Source organism: Streptosporangium sp. DT93 (assembly GCF_049844535.1).
Taxonomy (GTDB): Bacteria; Actinomycetota; Actinomycetes; order Streptosporangiales; family Streptosporangiaceae; genus Streptosporangium.
The window spans coordinates 153,872-166,338 of the sequence record NZ_JBNCLF010000016.1; the positions used below are offsets into that span (position 1 = coordinate 153,872).

Annotated in this window: 13 protein-coding genes and 1 pseudogene; 8 read left to right on the forward strand and 6 right to left on the reverse strand. The window is 72.8% G+C overall.

The window, feature by feature from the left end:
- Window positions 1-43: 43 nt before the first annotated feature.
- Window positions 44-628, reverse strand: a complete 585-nt coding sequence (locus ACLQ2R_RS29580) for a TipAS antibiotic-recognition domain-containing protein (RefSeq protein ID WP_425964146.1) — start codon at window positions 626-628, stop codon at window positions 44-46.
- A 461-nt stretch (window positions 629-1,089) separates the two neighbouring features.
- Between ACLQ2R_RS29580 and ACLQ2R_RS29585 the strand changes: the two genes are divergently transcribed.
- From ACLQ2R_RS29585 to ACLQ2R_RS29610, 6 genes are read left to right on the forward strand one after another with little or no spacing between them, the layout of a single operon-like run.
- Complete coding sequence (locus tag ACLQ2R_RS29585) at window positions 1,090-2,109, forward strand: ABC transporter substrate-binding protein (RefSeq protein WP_425964148.1); 1,020 nt, start codon at window positions 1,090-1,092, stop codon at window positions 2,107-2,109.
- Window positions 2,106-3,065 (forward strand): ABC transporter ATP-binding protein, encoded by a 960-nt coding sequence (locus tag ACLQ2R_RS29590; RefSeq protein ID WP_425964150.1) that lies wholly within the window; start codon window positions 2,106-2,108, stop codon window positions 3,063-3,065. Before ACLQ2R_RS29585 ends, ACLQ2R_RS29590 begins: the two co-directional genes overlap by 4 nt.
- Window positions 3,058-4,056: an ABC transporter permease gene (locus tag ACLQ2R_RS29595; RefSeq protein ID WP_425964152.1), complete on the forward strand. Its 999-nt coding sequence runs from the start codon at window positions 3,058-3,060 to the stop codon at window positions 4,054-4,056. Before ACLQ2R_RS29590 ends, ACLQ2R_RS29595 begins: the two co-directional genes overlap by 8 nt.
- Complete coding sequence (locus tag ACLQ2R_RS29600) at window positions 4,053-5,402, forward strand: LLM class flavin-dependent oxidoreductase (RefSeq protein ID WP_425964154.1); 1,350 nt, start codon at window positions 4,053-4,055, stop codon at window positions 5,400-5,402. Before ACLQ2R_RS29595 ends, ACLQ2R_RS29600 begins: the two co-directional genes overlap by 4 nt.
- Window positions 5,399-5,935, forward strand: a complete 537-nt coding sequence (locus ACLQ2R_RS29605) for an NADPH-dependent FMN reductase (RefSeq protein WP_425964156.1) — start codon at window positions 5,399-5,401, stop codon at window positions 5,933-5,935. The genes ACLQ2R_RS29600 and ACLQ2R_RS29605 overlap by 4 nt, the downstream gene beginning before the upstream one ends.
- Entirely contained in the window at window positions 5,932-6,543 is a 612-nt protein-coding gene (locus ACLQ2R_RS29610; protein ID WP_425964158.1) for a flavin reductase family protein, read from the forward strand. Before ACLQ2R_RS29605 ends, ACLQ2R_RS29610 begins: the two co-directional genes overlap by 4 nt.
- A gap of 180 nt (window positions 6,544-6,723) precedes the next feature.
- Here the strand turns inward: ACLQ2R_RS29610 and ACLQ2R_RS29615 are convergent, their stop codons facing one another.
- Window positions 6,724-7,833 (reverse strand): WD40/YVTN/BNR-like repeat-containing protein, encoded by a 1,110-nt coding sequence (locus ACLQ2R_RS29615; protein ID WP_425964160.1) that lies wholly within the window; start codon window positions 7,831-7,833, stop codon window positions 6,724-6,726.
- Window positions 7,834-7,952: 119 nt separating this feature from the next.
- Between ACLQ2R_RS29615 and ACLQ2R_RS29620 the strand changes: the two genes are divergently transcribed.
- Window positions 7,953-8,399, forward strand: a complete 447-nt coding sequence (locus ACLQ2R_RS29620; RefSeq protein ID WP_425964162.1) for a MarR family winged helix-turn-helix transcriptional regulator — start codon at window positions 7,953-7,955, stop codon at window positions 8,397-8,399.
- A gap of 47 nt (window positions 8,400-8,446) precedes the next feature.
- Window positions 8,447-9,679, forward strand: coding sequence for an epoxide hydrolase family protein (locus tag ACLQ2R_RS29625; protein ID WP_425964164.1), 1,233 nt, complete (start codon window positions 8,447-8,449; stop codon window positions 9,677-9,679).
- Window positions 9,680-9,697: 18 nt separating this feature from the next.
- Here ACLQ2R_RS29625 and ACLQ2R_RS29630 read toward each other — a convergent pair.
- The 4 genes and pseudogenes from ACLQ2R_RS29630 to ACLQ2R_RS29645 all read right to left on the reverse strand — a co-directional run.
- A pseudogene (locus tag ACLQ2R_RS29630) lies at window positions 9,698-10,150 on the reverse strand (ABC transporter ATP-binding protein); the annotation flags it as partial.
- Between the two features lie 160 nt (window positions 10,151-10,310).
- The gene (locus ACLQ2R_RS29635) at window positions 10,311-11,159 is read right to left on the reverse strand and encodes a DUF4097 family beta strand repeat-containing protein (protein WP_425964165.1); all 849 of its coding nucleotides are present in this window, start codon (window positions 11,157-11,159) and stop codon (window positions 10,311-10,313) included.
- Window positions 11,160-11,329: 170 nt separating this feature from the next.
- The gene (locus ACLQ2R_RS29640) at window positions 11,330-11,896 is read right to left on the reverse strand and encodes a hypothetical protein (RefSeq protein ID WP_425964167.1); all 567 of its coding nucleotides are present in this window, start codon (window positions 11,894-11,896) and stop codon (window positions 11,330-11,332) included.
- A 323-nt stretch (window positions 11,897-12,219) separates the two neighbouring features.
- On the reverse strand, window positions 12,220-12,354 hold the full coding sequence (locus tag ACLQ2R_RS29645; protein ID WP_425964168.1) for a hypothetical protein: 135 nt from the start codon (window positions 12,352-12,354) through the stop codon (window positions 12,220-12,222).
- Between the last annotated feature and the right edge of the window lie 113 nt (window positions 12,355-12,467).

Sequence of the window (12,467 nt, forward strand, 5' to 3'; positions counted from 1 at the left end):
TCGCGGCGGTGTTCCACGACGGGCGCGGGTTTCTCGCCGCCGGTCAGCCGGAGGGGCGCGGCGTCCCGGCGTCCCGGCCGTCCTGACCCGCGCGGCCGGCGCGGTCGTCCTGAGCTTCCTGAGCGTCCTGACCGGTGCGGCCGTCCCGACCGGCGTGGCCGGCGCGGTCGGCGCGGTCGGCGCGGTCGGCGTTCGCCCTGATCGCCGTCCGCAGCCACTCCGCCGCGCCCGGCCGGGTGTTGGCCTCGATGCCCGCCCGGAAACGCGGGTCGTCCACGTACAGGTCGCTCTTTCGTACGTGGAACTCGTGCGTCATGTCGTAGAACCAGCGGGCGATGTGCCGCCGTTGGGCCTCGGCCACGTCCATCCCCGTCTCGCCCGACGGATCCTCGCCGGCGTCCATCAGCTCGCGGATCCGGGCCTCGATCACCGCGTTGTCGTGGTTGATCCGCTCCCACTGCTCCTTGCCGTAGGCCGCGACACGCCTCGCGGACTGCGCGTACGCGGTGGAGTCCCCCCATCGCCGCTCGACCTCGTCGAGGTACTCCTCCTCGCGGCCGGCGAACTCACCCCACACCTCGCGCTTCTCCTCGGAGGTGAGCGGGGACCGGATTCTTCTGTCACTCATGGCGCCGACCGTACGGACTGACGTCGCGTGAGGGTCAAGCGGTCTCGGCGCGAGGCGCGGCGGTCCCGTCCCGTCGTTCCACCGTCGGCGTCCCGGCGTGGGACGTGCCGTCGGAGGTCTCGGAGGGAGGGTCGGCGTATTTCATGTAAAGCTAGTAGGAAATGTTGACTTCTGTCCCGCCGGATCGTAGGTTCGGAGCATGAGCAATGGGCTTCACCTGACCCGGCGCCCGCACGTGGACTTCTGTCACGTCGCCAGCGCGCAGTGTCGTTGATCACGGATCACTGACGATCGCCCTGCCGGTGAGTGGGCGCGGCGTCCCGCCGCCTTCCTGACCCTCACCCCTCCGCGTGGCCGACGGTGCCCACGCTTCCCTCAATGTCCCGTCCCGTCCCGTCGGCATGTCCCGCCCGCGCCACGGTGCCGCGTGAGCATGCCCTTCCTCTCCGAGGACCACTTCCGTGATCAGAACCAGACACGTCCTCCTCTCCGCACTGCTGGCCCTCTCCGTGACCGCCTGCGGCTCCGCCTCGGGCTCCTCCCGTACGGGAGGAGCCGAGGTCACCGAGCTGCGCTACCAGGGTGGCGTCGGCGCCGTATCCTTCCCCGAGCTCGCCGAGTCGCTGGGCTACCTGGGCGACGTCAAGCTCACGTGGGTCGGCAACACCATCTCCGGCCCCCAGGACATCCAGTCGGCGGCCACCGGCCAGACCGACTTCGGCGGCGCGTTCAACGGCGCGATCGTCAAGCTCAAGGCGGCGGGAGCCCCCATCAAGGCCGTGATCGGCTACTACGGCAGCGACGAGGGCAGCTACATCGGTTACTTCGTCGCCGACGGATCACCGATCAAGGGTCCCCGGGACCTGATCGGCAAGAAGATCGGTGTCAACACCCTCGGCGCCCACCTGGAGGCCGTGCTCAAGGAGTACCTCAAGCGCGGCGGCCTGACCCCGCAGGAGATCGACAAGGTCGAGCTGGTGGTCGTGCCGCCGGTCAACACCGAGCAGGCGCTGCGCCAGGGCCAGATCGACGTGGCCGCGCTGTCGGGAATCCTGCGTGACAAGGCCCTGGAGCGCGGCGGCATCAGGCCCCTGTTCAAGGACATCGACCTGTTCGGCTCCTTCACCGCGGGCAGCGTCGTGCTCACCGAGAAGTTCATCGAGCAGAACCCGAGGACCACCGCCACGTTCGTCGGCGCCTTCGCCAAGGCCGTCGAGTGGACGCACACCCACTCCCGCGAGGAGGTGATCGCCAAGTACAAGGAGATCATCACCGCGCGCGGGCGCAACGAGGACGTCTCGGCCGTCGAGTTCTGGAAGAGCAGCGGCGTGAGCGGCAAGGGTGGCGCGATCGCCGACAAGGAGTTCACCACCTGGGTCGACTGGCTGGAGCGCGAGGGCGAGATCAAGCCCGGACAGGTGAAGGTGTCCGACCTCTACACCAACGAGTTCAACCCCTTCGCGAGCGGGAGCGCGTCATGAGCCCCCGCGTCGCGGAGAACAGGACCGCCGAACGCCGCACCGTCGAGGACGTGACCGCCGAGCGACACCTCACCCACGACGGGACCGCCGAACGGCACGCCCCCCACGACGGGGCCACCGGCCCCCGCACCACCGCCGTGCGGGACGACCCCGCCGCCCGGCCCGTGAAGATCGGGATCCGGGGAGTGGACAAGGTCTTCCGGATCAGGGGTTCCGACCGCCCGTTCACCGCGGTCGAGAACGTCGACCTGGACGTGCGCGAGGGCGAGTTCCTCACCCTGGTCGGCCCGAGCGGCTGCGGCAAGTCCACGCTGCTGGACCTCATCGCCGGCCTCACCGCGCCGACCGGGGGCGAGATCCTCATCGACGGCCGGGTCGTCCACGGCCCCGGCCTGGACCGCGGCGTCGTCTTCCAGCAGTACGCGCTGTTCCCCTGGCGCACCGCCCTGGCCAACATCGAGTTCGGCCTGGAGGCCAAGGCCGTACCGAGGAAGGAGCGGCGCGAGCGGGCCCGGCACTACCTGGACCTGGTCGGGCTGGGCGGGTTCGAGCAGCGCTACCCGCACGAGCTCTCGGGCGGCATGCGCCAGCGCGTCGCGATCGCCCGCAGCCTCGCGTTCGACCCGGACGTGCTGCTGATGGACGAGCCGTTCGCCGCGCTGGACGCGCAGACCCGCGAGTCCCTCCAGGAGGAGCTGCTGCGCATCTGGGAGAAGACGAAGAAGACGGTGGTGTTCATCACCCACGGCATCGACGAGGCCGTCTACCTCGGGCAGCGGGTCGCGGTGATGACCTCCCGGCCCGGCCGGATCAAGCGGATCGTCGACATCTCCTTCGCGTCGCGCGAGGGCGACCTGCGCGCCGACCCCGTCTTCGGCGAATACCGCCATCACGTCTGGACGCTGCTGCGCGACGAGGTCGCCGCGGCTCAGGAACAGGAGCGGACCGTTGGCTGACGCGCTCACCACATTCGAAGCACGCCCCGGGACCGCCACCGCGTCCGGCGTCACCGCCGACGCCGCCGCGACCGGCATCACCGCCAGGGCCGTCCCCGTGACGGGAGACGGCGCCGACCGGGCCGGGGGGAACGTCCTCACCGCGGAGGAGCGGGCCAGGGGGGACGTGCCCACCGCCGAGGACCGGGCCACGAACTTCTTCAGGGTCACCGGTGCCGCGCGGACGTCCGCGGTGTCGTGGCTGGGGCTGCTGCTGCGCAGGACGTCGGCCATCACCCTGCTGGCCGGGATCTGGGAGGTGCTGCCCCGGGCCGGGCTGGTGGACCCGGTGTTCGTGCCGCCGCTCTCGCAGGTCCTCGTCGCCTGGTACGACCTGCTCGTCTCCGGGCAGCTCGTCGAGCACTTCCAGGCGTCGCTGATCCGTTCCGTCTCGGGCTTCGTGCTGGCCATCCTGGTCGCCGTCCCGGTCGGCCTGGCCATCGGCCGCTACCGGCCGGTCGCCGACTTCCTCAGCCCGGTGCTGGAGCTGTTCCGCAACACCTCGGCCGTGGCCCTGCTGCCGGTCTTCATCCTGGTCCTCGGCCTGGGCGAGCCCTCGAAGATCGTCTTCGTGTTCTACGCCTGCTCCTGGCCGATCCTGCTCAACACCGTCAGCGGGGTCAGGACCGTGGAACCGCTGCTGATCAAATCCGCCAGGTCCATGGGGCTCGGCTCGCTGCGGCTGTTCCAGAAGGTGATCCTCCCGGCCGCCGTGCCGACCATCTTCACCGGCATCCGGCTCGCCGGGGCCACCTCGATCCTGGTGCTGCTGTTCGCCGAGATGGTCGGCGCCAAGGCCGGCCTGGGCTACCTCGTCCAGGACGCGCAGTTCAGCTTCCGCATCCCCGACATGTACGCCGGGATCATCACGATCTCCGCGCTCGGCCTGCTGTTCAACCTGCTCCTCCTCGCTGTGGAGCGCCGCTTCTCGACGTGGAGGACCACCTCATGACCACCCGCAGGCTTCACCTGAACGCCTTCCTGATGGGCGTCGGCCACCACGAGGCCGCCTGGCGCCACCCGCGTACCGAACCCGCCCGTCTCAACGACGTCCGGCACTACCAGCAGCTCGCGCGCATCGCCGAGCGGGGCCGGCTCGACTCGGTCTTCCTGGCCGACGGCCTGGCCCTGCACGGCGACGTCCGCCACAACGCGCTCGGCGGCCTGGAACCCCTCACCCTGCTGTCCGCGCTCGCCGCGGTCACCGACCACATCGGCCTGATCGCTACCGTCTCCACCACCTACAACGAGCCGTTCCACGTCGCCCGCAAGTTCGCCTCCCTGGACCACATCAGCGGCGGCCGGGCCGGATGGAACATCGTCACCTCCGCCGGGGAGGCCGAGGCGCGCAACTTCGGCGTCGAACGCCCGGCGCACGCCGACCGCTACGCCCGCGCCGACGAGTTCCTCGACGTGGTCACCAAGCTCTGGGACAGCTGGCAGGACGACGCGATCGTCCGCGACCGCGACGGCGGCGTCTACGCGGACGCGACCAGGATCCACCCGATCGAGCACGCCGGGGAGCGCTTCGCCGTCCGGGGACCGCTCAACACCTCCCGCCCGCCGCAGGGGCACCCGCTCCTGGTGCAGGCCGGCTCCTCGGAGTCCGGCAAGGAGTTCGCCGCCCGGCACGCCGAGGCGGTCTTCACCGCCCAGCAGACCCTCGCCGAGGGCCGGGAGTTCTACACCGACCTCAAGAGCCGCCTGGCCCGGTACGGCAGGGGGCACGACGAGCTGCTCATCCTGCCCGGCATCTCCCCGATCATCGGTTCCACCGAGGAGGAGGCGCGCCGCCTGGAGAGGGAGCTGCAGGACCTCATCACCCCCGCCTACGGCCTGGCCCAGCTCTCCACCATGACGGGCATCGAGCTGACGCACGACGCGCTGGACCTGCCGCTGCCCGACGTCTCCGTGGAGACCGAGGGGGCGCAGAGCCGCCGCAAGCTCGTCGTGGACCTGGCCCGCCGGGAGAACCTCACCGTCCGGGAGCTCCTCGGGCGCCTGGCGGGCGGGCGCGGGCACCGGGTCGTGGCCGGGACCCCCGCGCGGATCGCCGACCAGATCGAGGAGTGGTTCACCGCGGGCGCGGCCGACGGCTTCAACATCATGCCGCCGATCCTGCCCGGCGGGCTGGAGGACTTCGTCGACCACGTCGTCCCCGAGCTGCAGCAGCGGGGCCTGTTCAGGACCGAGTACGAGGGCCGTACGCTGCGCGAGAACTACGGGCTGCCGCGCCCCTCCTCCCGCTACGCGCCGTCCGCGGTCGCGGCGCGGCCCGAGGCGGTGGTGGCGTCGTGAGCGCCGTCGTGACACTGGTCGGCAACCCCCGCGAGGGGTCCCGTACGCGGACCGTGGCCGTGTCGGCGGCCGGGACGCTCGGGCGTCGGATCGGGTACGACGACCCGCCCGACGTCGTGGACCTGGCGGCGCTCGCGCCGCACCTGCTCGCGCCGGTCCCGCCCCCGGCGGTGGAGGCGGCGCTGGAGCTGGTCGAGAGGGCCGGCGTGCTCGTGGTGGCCAGCCCCACCTACAAGGCCACCTACACCGGGCTGCTCAAGGTGTTCCTCGACCGGCTGCGCGGGGGCGCGCTGGCCGGGACGGTGGCGCTGCCGCTGCTGGTCATGGGCGACGCCCGGCACGCCCTGGCCGTCGAGGTCCACCTGCGGCCCGTGCTGGTCGAACTGGGCGCGCTCGTGCCCACCCCCGGGCTCGCGGTGGTGGAGGCGGACATCCCCGCCCTCGGCACCCGGCTCGAACCGTGGGCCGACCGGGTCGCCCCCCAGGTGGCCGCGGCTCTCAGGCAGACGATCGGTGAAGGAGTGCAAGCATGACGGAGACCATCGTCGAGACCCCGCGGACGGCCCGGCCCGGCCCTTCCGGCCCGTCCCTCCCGGCCACCCCGTCCCCCCACGCCGGACCGTCCGGCCCGACCGTCCTGTCCGGCCCGACCGAGTCGTCCGTGGATCGCGAGACCTTCCGCCGGACCCTCGCGGCGCACGCCGCGGGCGTCGTCGTGATCACCGCGCAGAACGAGGGGGTCCCCGTCGGGCTGACCGCCACCTCGTTCTCGTCGGTGAGCCTGGACCCGCCGCTGGTCTCCTTCTATGTCGACCGGCACTCCACCACCTGGCCAGGGCTGCGGGCGGCCGACCACTTCGCGGTCAACATCCTCGCCGGTGACCAGGCGGAACTGGCCTCGCGGTTCGCCCGCAAGGGCATCGACCGCTTCGCCGAACCCACCCGGTGGCGCCCCGGGCGGCTGGGGGCGCCGCTGCTGCGGGACGTCTCGGCGCACCTGATCTGCCTGCCCCACCGGGCCATCGAGGTGGGCGACCACATCCTGGTGGTGGGGCTGGTCGCCGAGGCCGTCGCGAACGGCCCGGACCGTCCCCTGCTGTACCACCAGGGCCGCTTCGGCCGGTTCAGCGTCCACCCCTGACGCGGTCGCCGTTCTCGGCGCCCGCCGTCGACTCCGGCGACCGGTTCGGCGTCCGCCCCCGATCCGGTCGCCGGTCCGGCGTCCTCCGGCCCGACCGGTCGCGGGCCGGGGGCGTCCCCCTACCCGGGCGGTCCTTGGCCCGCCCGGGCTCCGGGGAGCGGAGGGAGAGCGGGGCCGGCGTCAGCCCAGTCGCAGCCGGGCCACCCTGCCCTGCTCTCCCGACGCCCAGCAGCCCGCGCGGACCGTACAGGAGACCGTGTCGAACGAGCCGGTGTCGAAGGTCGTCCAGGTACGCCCCGAGGTGAGCGTCACGTCGCTGCCGGACGGGCCCACCGCGACGGCCGCGAAGGGCGGGAACGGGAGCCAGCTCACCCCCGACCGGTAGGCGGGCGGCGCGGCGGCGGAGGCCCGCCAGGTTCGCCCGCCGTCCCGGGTCAGCGCGGCGGCCATCGGCGATTGCTGGTCGGGCCGGTAGTCGCCGCCCACCGCGATGCCGTGGCGGGGGCCGCGGAAGGCGAGGGCGAAGACCCCGCGGGCGGGATCGGCGGCCGGGACGGGGGTGTCGCTCACGGTCCAGGTCAGGCCGCGGTCGGCGGAGTGGAACACCCGGGAGCGGTCGGCGCCGCCGGTGGCGAGCCAGACGTCGCGCCCGCCGGAGGTGGTCAGGCACTGGCCACTGGCGGCGAACCCGGCCTCGCCGGGAAGCGCCGGGGGCATCCCCTCGGAGGGCAGGACGCGCCAGCTCCGGCCGCCGTCGTCGGTGGACAGGATGCGGAACCTCCCGTCCACCGGGTCGCTCATCGCCAGCCCGTGCCGGTGGTCGAAGAAGGCCAGGCAGTCGTAGAAGGCGGCGGGATCGTCGTTGCGGAACGTCTCCGCCCAGGTGCGGCCGGCGTCCCCGGTGCGGTAGACGCGCGAGTCGGCGCCCTGGCCGATGGACAGGATCACCGCCTCGCGCGGGCCGAGGGCCTCGACGTCGCGGAACTGCAGGGCCTCGGTGCCGGGCGGGCCGACCTTCGACCAGGTCCGCCCGCCGTCGGCCGTGCGCAGGACCGTGCCCTCGCTGCCCGACGCCCACACGACGTCGTGGCTGACGGGCGACAGGCCGCGCAGGCGGGAGGTCACGCCGGTCGGTCTCACGTCCCAGCCGAGCCGGGGGGCCGAGGTGTCCGCGCCGGCGGGTGCGGCGTTCGCGGTGGTCACGCAGAGCACCGAGGACACCGACACCACCGAAAGCACCGAAAGCACCGACAGGACCGACAGGGGGCGCATGAACGATCTAAGGCTCATGTCGGGAAAAGTAACTCAGGATGGTCAAAGCGTCCACAGGTACGGGTGAGCCGCCGGTCCCGGGTCGTCGTACGAAAATCATATAAGTGATTTATATAAATAACTGATACGTTCCCTCCATGACATCGCGGAACCGGCAGGATCTCGACGCCGGCGAGCTCGCCGGCGTCCTGGAGGAGTTCATCCGGAGCTTCATCCGGCTCCCGTCGGCCGAGAGACACACGTTCACCACGCTGTCGGTCCTGCACACGCTGGCCGGCAGGGGCCCCATGCGGCTGACCGCGCTGACGGCGACCGAGCAGATCACCCAGCCCGCCGTCACCCAGCTCGTCGCGCGGCTGGAGCGCGACGGGCTGGTGGAACGCCGCCCCGACCCCGAGGACCGCCGCGCGGTGCTCGTCCAGGTGACCCCGGCCGGCGCGCGGATCGTCCACACCCGGCGCCAGGACCGCGTCGACCGGCTCGCGCGGCTGGCCCTGACCCTCACCCCCGAGGAACGGCACGCCGTCGGCACCGCGCTGCCCGCCCTGGCGCGGATGGCCGCGCTCATGGACGTCGAACGCTGACCCGCGCGCTCGCCGCGTCCACCTCGTACGCCCCGGAAAGGAACCCCATGGCAGCCACGGCCCGCCTCCCGCTGGAACCCACACCCCTGCACGTCCCCGACGCCGTGCTCGACGACCTCAGGACCCGGCTGCGCCTCACGAGGTGGCCCGACGGCACGGGCGACCGCGACGGGTACTACGGCGTCGACAGCGGTTACCTGCGGGAGCTCGCCGACCACTGGCTGCACCACCACGACTGGCGCGCGGCCGAGGCCGCGATCAACGCCTACGAGCACTACCGGGTGGACGTCCAGGGCGTTCCCGTCCACTTCATGCGCAAGGCGGGCGTCGGACCCGCCCCCGTGCCGCTCGTCCTCACGCACGGCTGGCCGTGGACCTTCTGGCACTGGTCCAGGGTCGTCGATCCCCTCGCCGACCCGGCGGCCTTCGGCGGCGACCCGGCCGACGCGTTCGACGTCATCGTCCCCTCCCTGCCCGGCTTCGGCTTCTCCACCCCGCTGCCGGACCACTCCGGCATGAACTTCTGGAAGGTCGCCGACCTCTGGCACACCCTGATGACCGACGTTCTCGGCCACCGGAGGTACGCCGCCGCCGGATGCGACATCGGCGCCCTCGTCACCGGCCAGCTCGGCCACAAGTACGCCGACGCCCTGCACGCCGTCCACATCGGCTCCGGCCAGAAGCTCACCCTCTTCAACGGCGACCGGGCCTGGGACCTCAGCGGCGGGCAGCCGATCCCCGAGGACCTGCCCGAGTCCGCGCGCCGGCGGCTCGTCTCCCTGGAGCGGCGCTTCGCCGTCCACCTGGCCGCACAGGTCCTCGCCCCCGACACCCTCGCCCACGGGCTCGCCGACTCACCGGTCGGCCTGCTCTCCTGGCTCCTGGAACGCTGGGACCACTGGAGCGACAACCGCGGCGACGTGGAGAACGTCTTCTCCAAGGACGACCTGCTCACCCACGCCACGATCTTCTGGGTGAACAACGCGATCGGCACCTCGATGCGCTACTACGCCAACGCCAACCGCTACCCCTGGACCCCCTCCCACGGCCGGTGGCCGGTCGTCGAGGCCCCCACCGGCATCACCTTCGTCGGCCACGAGAACCCGCCGGGCGTCACCACCCCCGAGCAGCGCGTCCAGAGCTGGCTCTCCGGCGACCGCGCCGCCTGGTACGACCACGTCAACCTCACCGCCCACGAGGACGGAGGGCACTTCATCCCCTGGGAGGTCCCCGGCGCCTGGGTCGACGACCTGCGCCGCACCTTCCGCGGCCGTCGCTGAGACCGGCGGCGAGGCGGCGACCAGCGCCCCGGCGAGGTCGAGCCGTCGCCGCATGCCCCCGGAGTAGCCCTGGACGGGACGGTCGGCCGCCCCGGTCAGGTCGAAGCGCTCCAGCAGCTCGTGCGCGCGCTCCCTGCTGCGCCCGGTGCCCAGGTGGTGGAGCCGTCCCACCATCTCCAGGTTCTCGGCGCCGGTGAGGTGGTCGTCGACGGCGGCGTACTGCCCGGAGACGCCGATGCGGGAGCGCAGCCGCCGGGCGTCGCGGACGACGTCGAGTCCCGCGACCGTGGCGCGGCCGGCGTCCGGCCTCAGCAGCGTGGTCAGGATCCGCACGGTGGTGGTCTTACCGGCGCCGTTCGGCCCGAGCAGCCCGAACACCGTGCCCTCGGGGACCGACAGGTTCAGCCGGTCGAGGGCGATCACGTCGCCGTACTTCTTGACGAGGCCTTCGGCCACTATCGCGGGGGGCATGGGTCTCTCCTCTGTCAGGTCCCGGCGAACCCGGGCGAGCGGTGGGAGGCAGGCCGGCCGGGTCCCGGCGCGTCGCCGGGTCCGGTGCGGCGGGTCCGGTGCGGCGGGTCCGGTGCGGCGGGGTCGGTTCGGCGGGCTCGGTGAACCCAGCGGTGACGGGTCAGCGGGGGGTGCGGCGGATCACGATGTCGCCGTTGGAGGTCCGGGCGCGCACCTCGGCGGTCTCGTCGCCCCTGCGGGGTCCTTCGCACGGCTTCAGGAGGACGTTCACGGCGCCGTACTCGGCCCTCACGTCCAGGTGGGCGACGGTGCCCTCGCGGATGCCGGCCTCGATCTCGCCGCTGGTGGTCTCCAGGACGACCGGGCCGCGCACCACCTCGCCGATCCGGACGCTGCCGTGCGCGGTCCTGGCGTCGACGCCCGCCAGCACCCGGTCGACGGTGATGTCCCCGTGCGCCGTCTTCAGCCGCAGGTCACCGGTCACCTCGCCGAGGGTGATGGAACCGTTGGCGCTCCTGATCGTCGCCGCGCCGTCGATCTCACCGATCCGGATGTCGCCGTTGGCGGTGGTGACGTCGGTGTGCCCGGCCGACCGGCTCACCGTGACGTCGCCGCCGGAGGTGTTCAGCCGCAGCCTGTCCGTACGGTCGAGCCAGATGTCGCCGTCGGCGGTCTCGAACCTGGACTCCCCGAGGTGTCCCTCGCAGTGCAGGTCCCCGGTCGTCCTCGCGTCGACGTGGGAGCCCGACGGCAGGTGGATCCGCACCTCGACGGAGCCTCCCCACCGGAACCACGAACGCAGCGTGGGCGCGGGCGCCTTGACCAGCAGCCGGCCCCGGGAGTACTCCACCCTGATCTGTTCGGCATCCTGCGGGCCGGCGTCTCCGGACCCGCCCCTCGGGCGTATCTCCACGACCGTGTCGGTACGGTCGCTCGCGTGGATCCGCACGTCGGCGACCGCGAGCTCGATGACGGCGTGGACCGGTTCCGGGGTGTCGAACGTCGGCATGACGGTGCCCTCACAGGTGAACGGTGGCGGGTGTCCCGGCGGCGGGGACGGGCGATGAGCGGTGACGGGGACGAACCGGCGGGACGAGCCTCGTGGCCGCGCCCGCTGGGACGACCCGGGGAACGGCCGGGGGACGGTACCGAGGGCGGTCCGGCGGGGCGCGGGGCGCGTCAGCGTACCCAGCCGGTGTAGTGCCGGCCGGTCCCCGGATCGTCACCCTGGCCGGGGCGCCGGCCCGCGTCGCCGGGTTCGAGCGCCGCGGACACGGCCCGCACGAGCCAGGCGTTGATCGAGAGCCCCTCCCGCCCGGCGGCCCGCTCGATGCGCGGCTTGAGGTGGTCGGGGACGCGGAGCGAGATCCGGGACGTGCCGCCCTCGTCGCCCTCCGCCGGCTCCTCGGGGACGGGCGCCCGGACGCCCATCGCGACCTCCACCGCGCCGGCCAGCGCGCTTCTCAGGCTGCTCGCGCGCGGCTCGCCCGGTGACCGGTCGGCGCCCGGCGGTGTCACGAGGAAGTCGAGGTCGCGCCCGCGCAGCCGCACGTCGACCGAGCCGGGGGCGAGATCACGGGTGATCTCACCCGCGGCGGCCGACAGCGCCTCCAGCAGCGCGAGCCGGACGGACGATTCGAGCGGTGCGATCAGGCGTTCGGCGAGCGCGCGGGCGTCCGGGCCGCCCGCCTCGGCGGCGACCGCCAGATCGCGCCGGAGGGTGTCGACATAGGGCGTGAGGTCCATGACGCCACTATGACGTCACAATGACGCCATTTCAAGGTGCGGCGCGTTTTTCGTGACGTCATCGCGATTTTCCGGCCGCGGCCGACGTCCTGGGCTGCGGGAGGGGAGGACGTGCGGAGGGATGTTCACCTGTGGGGATGGTGTGTGAGGTGATGGTCCTGGCACCGTGAGGCGGGGGTGACGTCACGATGGCGCCACGCGCTTCATGTGCGGCATACGCGTCTCGCGGGTCTCGCGGGTCTCGCGGGTCTCGCGGGTCTCGGGGGTCACGCGGGAGGGGGCGGCCGCCGGGTGGCGAGGCGGCCGGGGTGGGCGTTCGCGGGTCAGGCGGCGAACGTCGCCACCAGGACCACGATCGAGGCGCCGAACCCCACGACGTGCCGTACCTTCTGCAGGGTCCACGTCCAGGCGGGGAAGCCGTCCTCGGCCGCCTTGAGCAGGGCGGGCGAGGCCGCCAAGGACTTCCCCCGGCTGCGCGCCCGCCTGGGGACGCCGTCCGCCTGAACTACGCCGCCGCCCCCGACGACACCTTCGAGTACGGCCTCCAGGCCCTCCCCGACGGCATCGAGTC